16 protein-coding genes are annotated in these 15,633 nt (G+C 74.7%); 10 read left to right on the top strand and 6 right to left on the bottom strand.

Annotation, left to right across the window (positions count from 1 at the left end):
* Positions 1 to 329: 329 nt before the first annotated feature.
* Entirely contained in the window at positions 330 to 509 is a 180-nt protein-coding gene (locus D5H75_RS22615; protein WP_119928517.1) for a hypothetical protein, read from the bottom strand.
* Between the two features lie 86 nt (positions 510 to 595).
* Here D5H75_RS22615 and D5H75_RS22610 point away from each other — a divergent pair, with 86 nt between their 5' ends.
* A complete protein-coding gene (locus D5H75_RS22610; protein ID WP_119928516.1) occupies positions 596 to 1,393 on the top strand; it encodes an SURF1 family protein in 798 nt (265 codons plus the stop codon).
* Between the two features lie 124 nt (positions 1,394 to 1,517).
* The gene (locus tag D5H75_RS22605; RefSeq protein WP_242454439.1) at positions 1,518 to 1,847 is read left to right on the top strand and encodes a DUF3817 domain-containing protein; all 330 of its coding nucleotides are present in this window, start codon (positions 1,518 to 1,520) and stop codon (positions 1,845 to 1,847) included.
* 170 nt (positions 1,848 to 2,017) lie between these two features.
* On the opposite strand, the gene D5H75_RS22600 is transcribed toward D5H75_RS22605, so the two are convergent.
* Positions 2,018 to 2,209, bottom strand: a complete 192-nt coding sequence (locus tag D5H75_RS22600; protein ID WP_119928515.1) for a hypothetical protein — start codon at positions 2,207 to 2,209, stop codon at positions 2,018 to 2,020.
* A 248-nt stretch (positions 2,210 to 2,457) separates the two neighbouring features.
* On the opposite strand from D5H75_RS22600, the gene D5H75_RS22595 reads away from it, so the two are divergent.
* From D5H75_RS22595 to D5H75_RS40925, 3 genes are all read left to right on the top strand, one after another.
* Positions 2,458 to 3,156, top strand: a complete 699-nt coding sequence (locus tag D5H75_RS22595; RefSeq protein WP_119928514.1) for a response regulator transcription factor — start codon at positions 2,458 to 2,460, stop codon at positions 3,154 to 3,156.
* Positions 3,156 to 7,061, top strand: a complete 3,906-nt coding sequence (locus tag D5H75_RS22590; protein ID WP_119928513.1) for a DUF4153 domain-containing protein — start codon at positions 3,156 to 3,158, stop codon at positions 7,059 to 7,061. Before D5H75_RS22595 ends, D5H75_RS22590 begins: the two co-directional genes overlap by 1 nt.
* A 207-nt stretch (positions 7,062 to 7,268) precedes the next feature.
* Complete coding sequence (locus D5H75_RS40925; RefSeq protein ID WP_147425248.1) at positions 7,269 to 7,529, top strand: hypothetical protein; 261 nt, start codon at positions 7,269 to 7,271, stop codon at positions 7,527 to 7,529.
* Positions 7,530 to 7,672: 143 nt separating this feature from the next.
* Here D5H75_RS40925 and D5H75_RS22585 read toward each other — a convergent pair whose 3' ends face one another.
* Both D5H75_RS22585 and D5H75_RS22580 read right to left on the bottom strand, forming a co-directional pair.
* Entirely contained in the window at positions 7,673 to 8,515 is an 843-nt protein-coding gene (locus tag D5H75_RS22585; RefSeq protein WP_119928512.1) for an SDR family NAD(P)-dependent oxidoreductase, read from the bottom strand.
* A complete protein-coding gene (locus tag D5H75_RS22580; RefSeq protein ID WP_119928511.1) occupies positions 8,508 to 9,359 on the bottom strand; it encodes a M24 family metallopeptidase in 852 nt (283 codons plus the stop codon). Before D5H75_RS22580 ends, D5H75_RS22585 begins: the two co-directional genes overlap by 8 nt.
* Before the next feature lie 215 nt (positions 9,360 to 9,574).
* Between D5H75_RS22580 and D5H75_RS22575 the strand changes: the two genes are divergently transcribed.
* The 4 genes from D5H75_RS22575 (at position 9,575) to D5H75_RS22560 (ending at position 12,707) form a co-directional block, all read left to right on the top strand.
* A complete protein-coding gene (locus tag D5H75_RS22575) occupies positions 9,575 to 10,108 on the top strand; it encodes a MarR family winged helix-turn-helix transcriptional regulator (protein WP_119928510.1) in 534 nt (177 codons plus the stop codon).
* A 198-nt stretch (positions 10,109 to 10,306) separates the two neighbouring features.
* Positions 10,307 to 11,494 carry an NAD(P)/FAD-dependent oxidoreductase gene (locus D5H75_RS22570; RefSeq protein WP_119928509.1) on the top strand — a complete coding sequence of 396 codons (1,188 nt, stop codon included), beginning with the start codon at positions 10,307 to 10,309 and terminating at the stop codon, positions 11,492 to 11,494.
* Between the two features lie 92 nt (positions 11,495 to 11,586).
* Entirely contained in the window at positions 11,587 to 12,174 is a 588-nt protein-coding gene (locus tag D5H75_RS22565) for a hypothetical protein (RefSeq protein ID WP_119928508.1), read from the top strand.
* A 149-nt stretch (positions 12,175 to 12,323) separates the two neighbouring features.
* Positions 12,324 to 12,707: an ACT domain-containing protein gene (locus D5H75_RS22560; RefSeq protein ID WP_119928507.1), complete on the top strand. Its 384-nt coding sequence runs from the start codon at positions 12,324 to 12,326 to the stop codon at positions 12,705 to 12,707.
* Positions 12,708 to 12,750: 43 nt separating this feature from the next.
* On the opposite strand, the gene D5H75_RS40920 is transcribed toward D5H75_RS22560, so the two are convergent.
* Positions 12,751 to 12,960, bottom strand: coding sequence for a hypothetical protein (locus tag D5H75_RS40920; protein ID WP_147425247.1), 210 nt, complete (start codon positions 12,958 to 12,960; stop codon positions 12,751 to 12,753).
* A gap of 314 nt (positions 12,961 to 13,274) precedes the next feature.
* On the opposite strand from D5H75_RS40920, the gene D5H75_RS22555 reads away from it, so the two are divergent.
* Complete coding sequence (locus tag D5H75_RS22555) at positions 13,275 to 14,468, top strand: helix-turn-helix domain-containing protein (protein WP_202638400.1); 1,194 nt, start codon at positions 13,275 to 13,277, stop codon at positions 14,466 to 14,468.
* Here the strand turns inward: D5H75_RS22555 and D5H75_RS22550 are convergent.
* The gene (locus D5H75_RS22550) at positions 14,449 to 15,579 is read right to left on the bottom strand and encodes an alpha/beta hydrolase (RefSeq protein WP_119928505.1); all 1,131 of its coding nucleotides are present in this window, start codon (positions 15,577 to 15,579) and stop codon (positions 14,449 to 14,451) included. The genes D5H75_RS22555 and D5H75_RS22550 overlap by 20 nt on opposite strands.
* Positions 15,580 to 15,633 lie beyond the last annotated feature (54 nt).

Below are 15,633 nucleotides of genomic sequence, written 5' to 3'. Positions count from 1 at the left end.
CGGCTCACGCCTTATTGGACATCGCATCCAATGTAAGTGGCTCAAGTCGGGATTGACCAGACGAGACGGGCTGTGAACCCGCTCACAATGATCTTGCGCGGCGCCGGCGGAGAGACCGTGGAAACGGAGAAAGCCCGCCACCTGGGGTGACGGGCCTCGAAGGGGGTGTTGTTGAACGTATGGGGACTATCGGGAATTCTTGATTTCTTACCAGGTTCCGGGGCGGATCGGGGGCCGGGGAAGCCGCCCGAACGCCGAATGCCGCCGGACCCCTGGGGCGTACGGCGGTGCGGTGCGCGGCGGAGCGGACGCCGCGGCGGGCGAGCCGGTCAGCTCAGCACGAAGATGTACAGGAAGATCAACCCGATGACGATGACGACCGCGAAGATGCCGGCGGTGATGAACACGACCCGCCCCTCGCGCTGGGGCTGCTTCTCGTCGTCGCCGCGCTGGGCGAAGGCCTTGAACTGCTGGGTGTTCTTCGCCGGATCGTTCTCAGGATTGGACATGATCCGACTTTAACCAGGGAGTCCGGGATGGGGTAGCACGCCCTCCCGTGTGTCGGGCGCGCCCTCCGGCCGATACCGTGGAGGACATGCTGCGCACCCTGTTCTCCCTCCGCCTGCTCGGCCTGCACGTGGCGGTCATCGGGGTGCTCGTGTCGTTCACCCTGCTCGGCAACTGGCAGCTCGGGCGCTTCGAGGACTCCGGGCAGGCCGCGGTGGACACCGACCCCGCGCCCGTGGCGGTCACCCAGCTCAGCAAGGTCGGCCAGGCCATGCTGAAGGACGGCGTCGGCCGCAGGGTCACGGCCACCGGCGAATACGTCGCCGACCGGCAGCTCCTCGTCGCCAACCGCTCGGTCAAGCCGGGCAACCCCGGCGACGGTTACTGGATCCTGACCCCGCTCCGGCTGTCCGACGGCTCGATGATGCCGATCGTGCGCGGCTGGGTCGCCGACGCCCGGGACCCCTCGGTGGCGGTGCCGTCCGGGCGGGTCACGGTCACCGGGCGGCTCCAGCCGTCCGAGCCCACCGACACCGTGCGGCGCAAGGGGGCCCTGCCGCCCGGCCAGGTCTACTCGGTCTCCACCGGCGAGCTGGTCAACCTCTGGCCCGGCGTGCCCGTCCGCGACGGCTTCGTCGCCGACCAGGCCGCCCGCGCCCCGGTCCAGGTCCTGCCCCCGGCCGAGATCGCCTCCTTCAACTGGCGCAACCTCGCCTACGCCGCCCAGTGGTGGATCTTCGGCCTGTTCGCCGTCTACATGTGGTTCCACTTCGTCCGCGACGCCGTGCGCCAGGCCGCCGCGCGCGAGCGGGCCGGGGAGGCCGGGGAGCCGGGGGAGGCCGAGGGGGCCGAGGGGGCACAGCCGCAGGCACCCGCGCCGGCCTGACCCCGCGCCGGCCTGACCCCGCGCTGCTCGCCGCCGCACCGCGCTGACATGCGGAGGCGAGTCACGGACCGGTGCCCGGCCCGGATATCGTGAGGTGTCATAACCCCGAACGAGGTGCCTCCCGATGCTGCGATCCGCGCTGAAGCCGTTCCGAATCCTCGCCTACATCGTCGGCGTGATGTTGCTGCTGCTCGTCGTCGCGATGGTGCTGAAGTACGGCCTGGGCCAGGAAGGCATGATCGCGATCGTGGCCCCGGTCCACGGCTTCCTGTACGCCGTCTACCTGCTGGCCGCGCTGAACCTCGGCCTGAAGGCCCGCTGGTCCTGGATCTACATCGTGGGCGTGCTGATCGCCGGCACGATCCCGTTCCTGTCCTTCGTCATCGAGCGCAAGGTCACCGCCCGCGCGCTCGCCGAGGACGGGGCCGCGGCCACCGCCGAGGGCACGGCCTGACCGGAGCTCGCCGCGCCCCCGCCCGCACGTCCGCGTGAGCCGTACCGGCCGCGTGAGCCGCGGCTGCCGCGTGAGCCGTACGGCGGCGCGCCGGCGGCACCGGCGGCGCGAGCCGTACGACCGAGGAAACAAACGGCCCGTCACCGGAGAGGTGACGGGCCGTGCCGCGTTCAGCGGCCGAGCTGGCGGCGCCGCACGCGCTTGAGGCGGGCGCGCTGGGACTCGTCGAGCATGAAGTAGGCCACGACGGGGGCCGCGACGAGGCCGGCCGTGATCAGGAGCGCGATCAGGTTGGGGAAGAGGAACCAGGAGACGAGCGCGACCGCTCCCGCCCCCAGGGCGTACTTGGCGACCGGCGACATTGGACGAACCCTCCGTTCACGGGGGCGGAGCCGCCCCCCTGCGTTCATTCTCCGCCAGGAGGACGCCCGGAGGGGTCAGGGACATCCCCCAATGATCCCGGACCCCTCGCGGGCACACCCTCCACCCATCGCAACGCCCGGTGCGCGTCCCCGGTTCCAGCGCGAAGACGGGAAATGTCCGCCGGACTCCACAAAACCTGAACATCTCCCCCGGGACCTCTGCACCCGCGGCCCCTAGGCTGCGTGCCATGGCAGGTCAAGTCCCCCGAAAGCGCGTACTCGTCGTCGAGGACGACGCCACCATCGCCGCCGCCGTCCACACGCGGCTGGCCGCCGAAGGGTTCGAGGTGCGGGTCGCCGCGGACGGCGAGACGGCGCTCGCCGCGTTCGACGCCTTCGAGCCCGACGCGGTGATCCTGGACCGGCTGCTGCCCGGCATCGACGGGGTGGAGGTGTGCCGCAGGCTCCAGGCGGCCCGCCCGGTGCCGGTGCTCATGCTGACCGCGCTCGCCGAGGAGACCGACCTGCTCGTCGGGCTGGGGGTGGGCGCCGACGACTACATGACCAAGCCGTTCAGCATGCGCGAGCTGGTCGCGCGCACGCACGCGCTGCTGCGGCGGGTGCAGCGGGCCTCGCAGCTCGCCCAGGAGGACAGCACGATCCGGGTCGGGCCGGTGGAGATCGACACGGCCGAGCGGCGCGTGCTGTTCCACGGCGAGGAGGTCCACCTGACCCGCACCGAGTACGACCTGCTACGCCGCCTGGCCGAGCGCCCCGGCCAGGTCTACGAGCGCGAACGCCTCCTGTCCGACATCTGGGGCTTCACCGAGGCCGCCGCCACCCGCACCGTGGACAGTCACGTCCGCGCGCTGCGCCGCAAGCTCGGCCCCGAGGTCGTGCGCACCGTCCACGGCGTCGGTTACGCCCTGTCGAAGGGGCCCTCCTGATGCGCCCCCTGGACTTCCTCGGCCGGATCAAGGTCAAGCTGGGCCTGGTCATCCTGCTCTCGGTGGCCACCGCCTTCGTGGTCAACGAGCTCGGATACGCCCTCGGCTTCGACGGCCCCTTCCGGGTCGCGATCGCCGCCCTGCTCAGCCTGGTCATGGTGCAGGTGCTGGCCCGGGGCATGACCAAGCCGCTGCGCGAGATGGCCGCCGCCGCCCAGACCATCGCCCGCGGCCGGTACGGCCTGCGCGTGCGGGCCACGTCGCGGGACGAGGTGGGCGAGCTGGCCCGCGCCTTCAACTCGATGGCCGCCGACCTGGGCGAGGTGGACCGGCAGCGCCGCGAGCTGGTGGCCAACGTCAGCCACGAGCTGCGCACCCCGATCACCGCGCTCCAGGCCGTGCTGGAGAACGTCGTGGACGGCGTGTCCAAGCCCGACCCCGGCACGCTGCGCACCGCCCTGGCCCAGACCGAGCGCCTGGGCAAGCTCGTCACCCAGCTCCTCGACCTGTCCCGCCTGGACTCCGGCGCGACCCTGCTGGAGCCCGAGGCCGTCGAGCTCGAACCCCTCTGCGCCCAGGCCGTGCGCGAGGCGGAGATGACCGGCGACGCCGTGGCCATCTACAGCGCCGTCTCGCCCAGGTCGCTCACGATCCGCGCCGACCCCGCGCTGCTGGCGCAGGTCCTGGCCAACCTCCTGGACAACGCCGTACGGCACAGCCCGCCCGGCGGGCAGGTCACCCTCATCGCCCGCGAACGCGAGAACGTCGTCCGCATCACCGTCACCGACGAGGGCCCCGGCATCCCCGAGGGCGAGCGCGCCCGCGTCTTCGAGCGCTTCTCCCGCCTGGACGCCGGCCGCGCCGCCAACGCCGGGGGCGCGGGGCTCGGCCTGGCCATCGCCCGCGAGATCGTGGAACTGCACGGCGGCGCCATCCACGCCGCCGACGGCGACCCCGGCGGCTGCCGGATGACCGTGGACCTCCCGATCTCCCTCGTCGTCCCCGCGCCGCCGTCCTCGTCCCCGCCGCCCGCCCTCGCGGGCCGCCCGTCCGGCGAGGTCCCGGGCGTGCCGGGCTTCGAGCGGGCCGGCGTCCCCGCGGAACCGGCGGGCCGCGCGCCCGCCGGGGCTCGGCCGAGCCGGGCCGTGCCTGCCGAGGAGGCCAGGTCCGTGCCGGTCCCCGATGAGCCGGGCGGCCGGGCGGGGGGCGCGGATCCGGCCGGGCCGGGGGAGGCCCGCGAGCCGGCCGGGGATCCGGTACGGCGGAGCGAGGTCCGCGCGGACGCCGTACGGCGGGCGCCCGGGGCGGCGGCGGACTCCGCGGCCGGCGGGGACAAGGCCGGGGACGCGTCCGGGGACACGGCCGGGGACGCGTCCGGGGGCACGGCCGGGGCCGAGGCGTCGGCCGCGTCCGCGGCGCCGGACGGGGGCGCGGCCGAGCGGGACCGGGACGAGGGGGCCGGTCCGGCCCGGCCGGAGGCGGCGCGCCGGGGCGGCGGGGGGCCGGGGGAGTGGACGCCGGTGCTCCACGGGGACCCGTGGCGGGAGCCGCGGCACGGGAGCTCGGTGCTGGCCGTGGTGCTGGGGCTGGTGTTCGGGTTCGCCGCGGGGATGATCGGGGCGCTGGTCTTCGGGCTGTTCTTCGGGACCTCCGCGGCGCTGCTGGTCTTCGTGGCCTGCCTGGGCGGCGGCGCGCTGCTCGGCTCCACCATCGGGCGCGCCCCGGCCGGGGCGCGCCCGCCGTACTCCCACGCGCCGTACCCGCACCCGCAGGGTCACCTCGCCCACCAGGGCCACCACACCCCGCCCGGCCCGCTTCCGGTCCCGGGCCCCGCGGGCTCGCGCCCCGCCGTGCGGGCCGAGGCGGCGGGACCCGGCGGCGCGCGGGCGGCGGCGACGATCGGCGAGCCCGGGGGAGGCCGGGCACGGGAAGCGGCGGAGGAGCGGACGGGAGAGGCGGCCGGCATGGGTCACGGCGATCGGGGCGAATCGGCTCATCGGGGCGAATCGCCCGACCGGGGCGACTCGGCCCCGCGGGACGGCTCGGCCTCGCGGGACGGTGCGACCGGGCGGGGCGGCGACGCCTCAGGGGGCGAGCGCCCGGCGGCGTCCGGAGCGGGACGCGGCGCACCGCCCGCACCGGGCGCGCAGGACACATCGGCCGCGCAGGACACATCGGGCGGACCGGCCGGGCCGGCGGGGGCGGGCGTGCGGGGCGCGTCGGGGACGCCGGGCACGGGCGGCGACGCCTCGCGGCGTGACCAGGGCGAACGGGTTCCGGTGGGGACCGGGGGACGTCCGGCGGCGACCCGGCCGGGCGCCGCCGGACCCCTCGCGGCGTCCGGGGCGGGCCGGGCGGCGGGGGCGCGGCCGGGGGATCCCCGGCGGCCCGACGCCGGATATCCGGGAGCGCGGGGGGTCGCGGGCCAGCCGCCCGCCTACGTGCCGCCGCCCCTGCTGCCCCGGCCCGAGCTGCCGGAGGCGCCCGGCTGGCTGCTGGGCGCGCTGGCGGCGGTCGGCGCGCTGGCCGCGGTCGCGGTGCCGGGGCACTCGGCCGGCCTCGGGATGGTGCTGGCGGCGGTGGCGGCCGGGCTGGTCGTGCTGCCGGTGGCGGTGAGGACGCGGCTGAACCCGTGGTCGGTGGCGTACGGCCTCGTGGCGTACACGCTGGTCGCGACGCTGCTCTACCGCGACTCCGAGTGGGTGTCGCTGGTCGCCGTGGCCGGGGCGTTCGGGATGGCCGCGCTCGCGGTGTCCGGGGCGGGCCGGACCTGGCTCGGGCTGCTGCTCGGCGGGCTGTCGCTCGTGGTGTCGGCGTTCCCGGTGCCGTGGTTCCTGGCGCAGCCGGTCAAGCGCCTGGCCGGGCGTCGCAGGCTCCTCCCGGGGGTCCTCAGCGCCGGGGTGACGCTCGTGCTGCTGGCCTTCTTCGGGCTGCTGTTCGCGTCGGCGGACGCGGTGTTCGCCGACATCGCGCGCCGGATCTTCACCGCGCCCGACTGGGCCGACTCGCTGCCCGGCCGGCTCTTCGCGGCCGTCGCCGTGATGGTGCTCGCCGCGTCCGGCGTGCTCACGGCGCTCCGCCCGGCCACCGAGCCCGAGGGGGCCCACGTGCGGCCCGCGCTCGGCCGCACCCTCTGGCTGGTCCCGCTGGCGGCGCTGAACGCGCTGTTCGCGGCGTTCGTCACGGTGCAGATCACCGTGCTGTTCGGCGGGAGCCGGCGCGTGGTGGAGACGGCGGGGCTGACCTACGCCGAGTACGCCCGGCAGGGGTTCTTCCAGCTCGTCGCGGTCAGCGTGTTCGTGCTGGGCATCGTGGCGCTGGCCTCCTGGCTGGTGCCCGGCAGACGCGGGACCGACGGGTGGCTGCTGGCCGGGCTGCTCGGCCTGCTGTGCGGGCTGACCCTGGTGATCCTGGCGTCCGCGCTGCACCGCCTCGGCCTCTACACCGACGTCTACGGGCTGACCCGGCTGCGGGCGTCCGTCGCGGCGGCGGTGTGGTGGATCGGCGCGACGTTCCTGCTGGTCCTGGTCGCGGGCGCGGCGCGGCTGGCCGGCCGCTCCGCCCGCTGGCTGCCGCGCTCGGCCGCCCTCATGACGGGGGTGGCGATCGTCGCCTTCGTCGGGTGGAACCCCGACCTGCGCATCGCCGAGACCCAGACCGCCGCCCGGGGCCCCGCGCGCGCCGACCACCTGTACCTCGCCGGTCTGTCGGCCGACGCGGTGCCCGCGGCCGACCGGCTCCCGGAGCCGTACCGGGGCTGCGTGCTCTCGCGCATCGCGCACAGCCGCCACCTGCGCGAACCCGGCTCGTGGGGCTCGTGGAACCTGGCCCGCGACCATGCCAGGGCGCTGCTCGTGACCCGCCCCGCCCGCTCGCACCCGGACTGCGCCGTCCCCCCGCGCTGACCTCGCCCGCCGTACGCCGGGGGCGGGAGGGCGCGGCGGGGAGGGGCGGGTACCCCGATCCGGGCGGGCGAAGCGCGCGGCCGGTTGGCGCGAGGGCTGCGTTCCTCTGTCCCGCGCGCGACCTGCTGTAACCGTCATGGGGGCGGATCGCGGCAGGCGGCGGGCGTAGAGTGGCGCGTTGGAGGCACCGACCGCTGGCAGGGGCGGATGAGTGAGCCCTATTTAGACGCGCTCGCCCTACTCTTCGCCGAGGAACTTCAGCACCTCGGCGCGGTCCGCCGACGCTACATGAGCGAACGCCAGCACGCCCTGCTCAGTGAGGCCGGCCGCCGTGCCGCCCGCATCCTGCGCAGGCCCGTCACCACCTACGTGGCCGACGGGTGCGTCCAGCTCCGGCTGGCCGACGCCGACTCCACCGAGCCCCTCCCCCCGCTCGGCCGCTCCCTGCGCCTCCCCGACCTCCCCTGACCGGGCGGCGGACCGCACCCCCGCGACCACCGCGACCACCCGCGACCACCGCGTCCGCCCGCGACTGATCGTGGCCGCCCGCGACCGTCCGCGCGGGCGGTCCCGCCGCACGGCCGGGCGCACGGGGCCGTACGGCGGGAGCCTCATCGGGAGGGTTTCCCGCGGGTGAGGTACGCGCCCGGGTCGAGGCGGGCGCCCAGGCGCAGCAGGCCGGGGGAGAGGCGGGACAGGACGAGGCCCACCCGGGCCTCGGGGGTCACGGGCAGGATCGCGGGGTCGCGGCGCACGGCCCGCACGATCTGGTCGGCGACCTTCTCCGGCGGGTAGCCGCGGCGGCGGTACGCCTTCTGGAGCCTGCGCCGCGCCTCGGCCTCGCGGGCCGCGTCCACCCCGGCGAAGCGCGTGGTCCGGGTGATGTCGGTGTTCACCACGCCCGGGCAGACGGCGGTCACGCCGATGCCCTGGCCCGCCAGCTCGGCGCGCAGGCATTCGGTCAGCATGAGGACGGCGGCCTTGGTCGTGGCGTAGGCGGGCATGGCCGCCGACGGCAGGTACGCGGCGGCGGAGGCCACGTTGACGATGTGCCCGCGCCGCCCCGCGCCGACCATCTGCGCGGCGAACAGGCGGCAGCCGTGGATCACGCCGAACACGTTCACGCCGATGACGCGCCGCCAGTCCTCCGGCCCGGTGTCGAGGAACGAGCCCGAGACCCCGATCCCGGCGTTGTTGACCACGACCCCCGGGGCGCCGTGCTCACGCCGTACGGCGTCCGCGAACTCCTCCATCGCGGCCGCGTCGGAGACGTCCACCCGGTAGGCGCGGGCCGGCCGGCCGAGCAGGGACGCCAGCTCGGCGGTGCGGCGGGCCGCGGCCTCGTCGATGTCGGCGGCGATGACCACGCCCCCGGCCTCGGCGAACGCGAACGCGGTGGCGCGGCCGATCCCGCCGCCGGCCCCGGTGATCACCACCACCCGGCTGTCAGGCACGCGACGTCACCTCGCCGGCCGCCCACCGGCGCACGTGCGGCAGGTCGTCGTCGAGCCAGTGGGCGTCGTCCTCGGTGACCACGAGCAGCTCCTCGAACTTGGCGCCGACCGCGCCGGGCGTGCGGGTGCGGAACCCGATGTGCGGCTCGACCGCCCACAGGCCCGGAGTCGGCGGGTGATCGGACGACCGGGCGTTGTTCCACAGCGGCGATCGGCCCTCGAACCGCTCCTTGACCAGCTCCCGGCCGATCGTCTCCAGGGTGCGCAGCCCGAACGACCGCGCGACCACGACCCGCGGCAGCCGGCTGGTCAGCCGCCCCACCTGATGGCCGATCACCCTCCCGGGGTAGACCTGGTGCCGGTTGTCGTATCCCTGCCGCGTCGCGAGCGCGTCCACCTCGTCGTAGATCTCCGCGAACCGCCGGCGCCGCCGTACGAGGTCCAGGATGAACCCCCGGTATTCGGCGAGGTCGGCGTACAGCCGCTCCCAGACCGGGTTCGGCCCGAGGCACCCGGAGTACCCGATGTCGGCGACGTACCCGTCCACGATCGGGGCCACGTCCAGGACGTACGGCATGCCCTCCGCCAGCGGCCGCGCGGTGGGGAGGAACTGGTGCGGCAGGCGGAACCCGCGGAAGGCGGTCCGGTCGCCGAACCACGCGAACGGCACGTGGAACCAGTCGTCCACGCCGTTGGCCAGGAGCCAGCGGCGCATGCGGCGGGTGGTCTCGCGCTCGGTGACCCCCGGTTCGAGCCCGGCCGCCACCTCCTCGGCGCAGCGGTACGCCAGCCGCTGCACCCGCCTGTGCCGGTCCAGATCGGCGCGTTCGAGGTCGGCTTTCACGACGTCCCCCAGCCTGAGCCGCTGTTCGCCCGGGCATCGCCCGGACCGCTATTAGACGCAAAGTACAACTAGCTTGTGAAGAGGGTCAAGACGGACTGTCCGATGACGGCCATGTTGCTCTTGAGATGGGAGTTGAAACGGGTCGAGATCCATCTACTCTTGAGCTTCCCCGGTCGTTTCGGACCGGATGATCACCTCACCGAGGCGGAGCGTCCATGACCGGCCACCACACCCTCACGGAGACCGAGCGCGCCGTCCACGAGCGGCTCGGCGACCTCCCGCTCGACTTCCGCGCGATGGCCGCCGTCTCCAACCTGCACCGCGCCGTCAACGCCATCCGCAACCACCTCGAACAGGCCGTCCTCAAGGACGCCGACCTCACCTGGACCGGGTTCGTCGTGCTCTGGGTGATCTGGATCTGGGGCGACATGGAGACCCGGCACGTCGCCGCCGAGGCCGGCATCTCCAAGGGCACCCTGACCGGCGTCATGAAGACGCTGGAGGCCCGCGGCCTGGTCGCCCGCACCCCGCACAGCACGGACGGGCGGCTGGTGCTGCTCGGCCTGACCCCCGCCGGGAGCCGTCTCATGCAGGACATGTTCCCCCGCTTCAACACCGAGGAGACCTACGTCCTCAAGCCCCTCGACGGCCCCGGCGCGGACGGCCTCGCGGCCACCCTCCGCGCGATCATCGGCCACCTGGAGGAGGACGGCCCCCGCCGCCGCGCACAGCTCCGCGCCACCCCCTGACATCCCGTACGGCCGCCGCGCCGCCGGGCCGGACGCCGGGCCGTATGCCGGCCGTACGGCGGAGCGGGCCGCCGGGCGCGCGGGGCGGGCCGCCCGGCAGCGTCGGGGCGAAGGGACGGGGGTGACGAAGGCGACACCCGGCCCACCGGGTATGAGGAAGTAGTCTCGACAGGTCAAACGAGATCGTGGAGTGGCACCTTGGGTCATCGCGTCGTCGTCGTCGGAGCGTCCCTGGGCGGGCTCCGCAGCTCCGAGCAGTTGCGCGCCGCCAAGTACGACGGGGAGATCGTCGTGATCGGCGACGAGCCCCACATGCCGTACAACCGGCCGCCGCTGTCGAAGGAGGCGCTGTCCGGCGAGGTCCCGTTCGAGACCGTCGAGCTGCGCCGCCGCAAGACCGTCGCCGACGTGACCTGGCGGCTCGGCTCCGCCGTCCTGCGCGCCGACCTGCGCGAGCGCCGTGTCGTGCTCGCCGACGGCTCCGAGCTGTCCTACGACGGGCTCGTCGTCGCCTCCGGTCTGCGCCCCCGCTCCCTCGGCCTGCCCGGCCCGCGCGACGGGCGGCACGTCGTGCGCACCCTCGACGACGCGCTCCGGCTGCGGGCCGCGCTCACGCCCGGGGCCCGCGTGGTGATCGTCGGGGCCGGGTTCATCGGCTGCGAGGTCGCCGCGACCGCCGTCAAGCTGGGCTGCGACGTCGAGGTCGTCGCCGCGGACCCCACCCCCATGATCCGCCCGCTCGGCGCGGAGCTGGGGGAGGCCATGCGCCGCCGCCACGAGCGCGAGGGCGTGCGCTTCCGGCTCGGCCACACGATCACCGAGGTCCACGGGGGCCTGCGGGTGGCCGGGGTCGTGCTCGACGACGGCACCGCGCTGCCCTGCGACGTCCTGGTCGAGGCGCTCGGCTCGCTGGTCAACGTCGAGTGGCTGGAGGGCAACGGCCTGGACCTGTCCGACGGCGTGCTCTGCGACAACCACATGCGCGTGGAGTCCCGCCCCGAGGTGGTCGCGGTGGGCGACGTCGCCCGCTTCCCGAACCCCCTCTTCGACGACGTGCCGCGCCGCGTCGAGCACTGGAACATCCCCACCGACACCGCCAAGCGCGCCGGTCCGGTCCTGGCGGCCCACCTGCGCGGCGAGCCCGCCCCCGCCACGCCGTTCGCGCCGATGCCGTCCTTCTGGAGCGACCAGTACGGCCTGCGCATCCAGTCCTTCGGCGCGCCCGACCTGGGGGAGCCCCGGGTGCTTGAGGGCGATCTGGACGGTGAGGTGGTCGTCGGCTACTTCCGCGGGGACCGGCTCGTCGGGGTGGTCGCCGTCGGCCTCCTCGAACGCGCCATGCACTACCGCGGCGAGATCGCCGCCCAGGCCCCGGAGCCCGCCTGATTTCGCCATAGGTAAGCAATCTGTCGCCCACCGTGACATAGCGAGTCGGCGGGTCGCGTTTCCCGGACCGCCGGAACTGGAATGGTGGGTACGTGCTCCGGGCCGGAAAGCTCCTGGTCGCGCTGGTCACCGCCGGCGCGCTGACGTCCTGCGCCCAGCCGCCGCCCTCGGCCGTCGCGCCCGTGCCCGTGGCCGAGCGCGTGGACGACAGGACCCGCCGCGCCCTGGTCAGGGCGGCGGAACGCTACCTGGAGGGCGACCCCGCCCAGACGGCGGACGGCCTCCTCGCGACGAGGCATTCCTACCTCCAGCCCCGGACCTTCTGCCGGGTGGAGTTCATCGAGACCCGCCGCGTGGCCGCCGCCCGGCTCCTCGCCGTCTACGCCTTCTGCGAGGAACTGGCCCGCTCCGGCGAGGCCCTCATGGTCGGCTCCGGCTTCGCCCGCCTCTACCTCTTCTCCCTCCACGAGACCCCCAGCGGCCGGTTCCAGGTGCGGGACGCCCAGTTCCCGCCCGACGGCCCGGACTACCACGCCTGGATCACCCGGGCCTTCACCCCGCCCGCCGTGCACCGCGCCCTCCGCCTGGATCACGGGGGCACGAACAGCGACCTCCTCCACGCCCAGGCCCGCCGCGTGTTCGGCCTGCCCGCCTACGCACCGGCCGTCTACCCCCGCTGACGGCCGTACGGCGCCGCGCCCGCCGTACTGCCCGCGCCCCTGCGTACTGCCCCGTGCCCCGCCGTACGGCGTCGCGCCGGCCGTGCCGGGACCCGGTGGGGGCGGGGAGTGCGGCGGGACTGTCGGTGGGGGCGGTTAGGGTGCGGGGTATGCGGAGTGCGGGGTCGTTGCGGCTCAGTGTGGTTCCCTCGGTGTTCGCGGTGGAGCATCTGCCGCACGCGACGTTCCCCGAGGACGACGAGTGGGTCGCGCTGGTGCGCGCGCCCGAGGGGCTGACCGTGGTGCGGGAGACGTGGCCCACCGGCGCGGGGGAGCGCTGGGTGGGGTTCTACGCGACCCAGCCGGGCACGGGCCCGGGGGCGGCCGGCGTGCTGCTCGCGATGCTGGAGCCGCTGGAGGAGATGCCCGCCTTCGTGGCCTCGACCTACCACGCCGACCTGGTGCTGGTGCCCGAGCACCGGGCGAAGGAGGCGGTGGCGGCGCTGGAGCACGCCGGGCACCGGGTGGACACGAGGCATCTGCCGGCCGGGTGACCGGCGGACGCGCCCCTCCGGCTCGGGCCGCCGTCGGCGAAGCTCAGGCCACCATCAGCGAGCCCGGCGGCGAGGGCTTCTTCTCGCGGCTTTTGGAGCAGGCCGGGCAGTAGTAGATCGTGCGCGGACGCCACCAGTCGAGGGGGGAGTGGGCGAACTCCGGCTGAGGGGCGTCCCAGGTCCAGTGCGCCAGATCACGGGGTTCGCGGAGTGTGTGCGCCTCCCCGCATCCTCCGCATATCACCGAAACCATCTGTTCTCCTCTCGCGCGCCTCGGCCGTCGCGGCCTCGTCCGTGTTTGTCCGGGAAAACGGCTGGTGAGCGGGCGACGTTCACCACGATCGCATGGTCTGCGCGCGCGGAAGAGCCGTACGCGGGCCTGTTCACTATTTTGAAATGATCGACATGGTGGTGGACATGCGCCGATCGTGTCAAGAGGCTGGTGAAGCGCGGTCATGGGCACAGGTCGGAGCGGCGCGCGCCCCGCCGTTGAAGATCCGCCCCAGCCTCACTAGCCTGATCACGTCGGCCCGCAGGCAGCGGGGGCCCGACCGTTCGGAGAATCACTTGCGCCCGACCTTCGCCGACAAGCTGGATCTGCTGTTCACCACGACGTTGACGACCGACAGGGCGACCGGGCGACGCCGCGAACACCATTACCGCGAGGTGTCCGAGGGCATCGCCGCCGAGACCGGCGTCTCGGTCGCGATCGGCCTGTTGCACAAGCTCCGCCACGGCGGCCAGCAGACCACGACAATCGAACGAGCCGAGGCCATCGCCTCCTGGTTCGGCGAGATCCCCGACTACTTCCTGAACACGCCCGCAGCCGACGCGGCGTACGCCCGCCGTCTGTGGGTCAAGCTACACCGCGAGCGGTCCGCCGGAGAGCACAACGGAAATCCCGATCCGGTCTCCTCCCCGATCCGCCACCGCCGGGCCGTCCTGGCCGGCCGCCTCCGCGCCCTCCGCGAGGCCGCCACCCTCACCCCGGCCCAGGTGGACCACGCGCTCGGCCGGCGGCCCGCCGTACTGTCGGCCCTCGAGAACGGCGACGCCGAGCCGACCCCCACCCTCGTGGGCCGGCTGCTCACGTTGTACGGCGTCCGCGAGCCCCACCAGCGCGAATGCGTCCTGTCCCTGGCCCGGGGCGAACGCGAGCCGCTCTGGTGCGACGACCCCGTGATCCCGTTGTGGCTCGCCACGACGTGCCGCCTGGAGCAGCAGGCGGCGGTGATCCGGACCTACCAGACGCAGTTCATCCCGCCGCTGCTCCAGACCGAGGAGTACGCCAGGGCGGTCGTGTCGGCGGCCACGTCCCAGCCCCTCGACACGGAGTCGGTGGAGGCCGGCCTCCGCCTGACCCTGGCCCGCCAGGACCTCCTGATCCGCCAGGACAGCCCGGTGATCTGGGCGATCGTGGACCAGAGCGCCCTGCGCCGCCGCCTCACCGGCCCCGGCCCCTGGCAGCGCCAGCTCGACGCCCTCATCCTGCACGCCAAGAACCCCAGGATCACCCTGCAGATCGCCCCGATGGAGGCCCCGGCCTACCTCCCGAGGAGCGGGCCCTTCACCCTGATGCGCTTCGCCCGGCCGTACGCCCCCGAGGTCTTCTGCATGCACTCCTTCGAGTCCGACGTCCTCCTCACCAACCCCTCCGACGTCGAGTCCGGGCACAAGGCCTTCACGCGCCTCAGCACCACCGCCACCATGCCCGACGAGACCCTCGCCCTGCTCCACCGCCTCAGGGACGAGGAGATCTGAGCACCGTGCCCGGGGACGGCACGACCCGCGCGGCGAACGCCTCGATCCCGTTGATCACGGCGTGGAAGCGCGCCGAGTCGAACAGGTCGAAGGCGTGCTGCCCGCCGGGGAGCTCGGCGTAGACCACCGGCCGGGCCGAGACGGCGCGCAGCCGTCCGGCGAACAACCGCGCGGACTCCGCCGGGACCACGGTGTCGCGGTCCCCGTGGGCGAGGAAGAACGGCGGCGCGTCCGGGTGGACCCGCGCGACGGGCGAGGTCTCCTGGCCCCGGCCGTAGTAGGGGCCGTAGTAGCCGCCCAGGCCGATCACCGCCGACACGGACGTGTCCGCCTCCTCGAAGCCGGGCTGGAGGGCGGGGTCGTCCGGAGTCAGCGCGGCCAGGGCCGCCATGTGCGCCCCGGCCGAGCTGCCGGCCAGGAAGATCCGGCCGGGGTCGGCGCCGTGGGCCGGACCGTGCTCCCGCACCCAGGCGATCACCCGCTTGGCGTCGATCAGGTGGTCCTCAAGGCCCGCGTCCGGGCGCAGGCGGTAGTTCGCGCTGACGCACACCCAGCCCCGGCCGGCCAGGTGCCGCAGGAGCGGCAGCGACTGGCTGTTCTTCCGACCGGCCGTGTAGCCGCCCCCGTGCAGGTGGATCAGGACGGGCGCGCCGGAGGGACGGGACCGGTGCCGGTGGACGTCCAGCAGGTTGCGCCGCCCGCCAGGGCCGTACGGCAGGTCGGCGATCCGCTCGACGGCGCGGTGCCGCCGCAGGAAGGGGCCGAGCGCGATGCGCGCGTACGGCATGCGCCCGGAGACCGGCACCGGCCCCATGGCACGCCGTACGGCGGGCAGCGCCCGGACGCCGCGCCAGGCGACGAGGCCCAGGCCCGCCGTGGTCGCGGCCGCCGCCCCGGCGAGGACGGGCGAGGAGAGGTCACCCTCGGCGAGCGCGAGGGACGTGGCGGTCAGGAGGTAGGCCGCCGCCAGGAAGGGCAGCTCGTTCAGGGCCACCCCGAGGCGGAAGGCGAGCGCGGCCAGCGGCCGGGGCCCGCGCGGCGCGGCCAGCGCGAACACGGTGGCGGCCGCGATGGGGACCAGGGTGGCCAGGTATCCGTAGGGAATCGTCATCGCCGCGCCTTTCTGCTGGGGGTTCTCACACCGGCACCCTGTCCCGGCGCGGCC

Source organism: Bailinhaonella thermotolerans, from assembly GCF_003594875.1.
GTDB classification, from domain to species: domain Bacteria; phylum Actinomycetota; class Actinomycetes; order Streptosporangiales; family Streptosporangiaceae; genus Bailinhaonella; species Bailinhaonella thermotolerans.
Note: the sequence above shows the minus strand (reverse complement) of the source record. Positions and strands in the feature narration are given on the sequence as shown.

Excerpts from the sequence above, each read along its gene's own strand:
- D5H75_RS22615 (WP_119928517.1), bottom strand. The coding sequence starts at position 509 with ATGTCCAATCCTGAGAACGATCCGGCGAAGAACACCCAGCAGTTCAAG.
- D5H75_RS22610 (WP_119928516.1), top strand. The coding sequence starts at position 596 with ATGCTGCGCACCCTGTTCTCCCTCCGCCTGCTCGGCCTGCACGTGGCG.
- D5H75_RS22605 (WP_242454439.1), top strand. The coding sequence starts at position 1,518 with ATGCTGCGATCCGCGCTGAAGCCGTTCCGAATCCTCGCCTACATCGTC.
- D5H75_RS22600 (WP_119928515.1), bottom strand. The coding sequence starts at position 2,209 with ATGTCGCCGGTCGCCAAGTACGCCCTGGGGGCGGGAGCGGTCGCGCTC.
- D5H75_RS22595 (WP_119928514.1), top strand. The coding sequence starts at position 2,458 with ATGGCAGGTCAAGTCCCCCGAAAGCGCGTACTCGTCGTCGAGGACGAC.
- D5H75_RS22590 (WP_119928513.1), top strand. The coding sequence starts at position 3,156 with ATGCGCCCCCTGGACTTCCTCGGCCGGATCAAGGTCAAGCTGGGCCTG.
- D5H75_RS40925 (WP_147425248.1), top strand. The coding sequence starts at position 7,269 with ATGAGTGAGCCCTATTTAGACGCGCTCGCCCTACTCTTCGCCGAGGAA.
- D5H75_RS22575 (WP_119928510.1), top strand. The coding sequence starts at position 9,575 with ATGACCGGCCACCACACCCTCACGGAGACCGAGCGCGCCGTCCACGAG.
- D5H75_RS22560 (WP_119928507.1), top strand. The coding sequence starts at position 12,324 with ATGCGGAGTGCGGGGTCGTTGCGGCTCAGTGTGGTTCCCTCGGTGTTC.
- D5H75_RS40920 (WP_147425247.1), bottom strand. The coding sequence starts at position 12,960 with ATGGTTTCGGTGATATGCGGAGGATGCGGGGAGGCGCACACACTCCGC.
- D5H75_RS22550 (WP_119928505.1), bottom strand. The coding sequence starts at position 15,579 with ATGACGATTCCCTACGGATACCTGGCCACCCTGGTCCCCATCGCGGCC.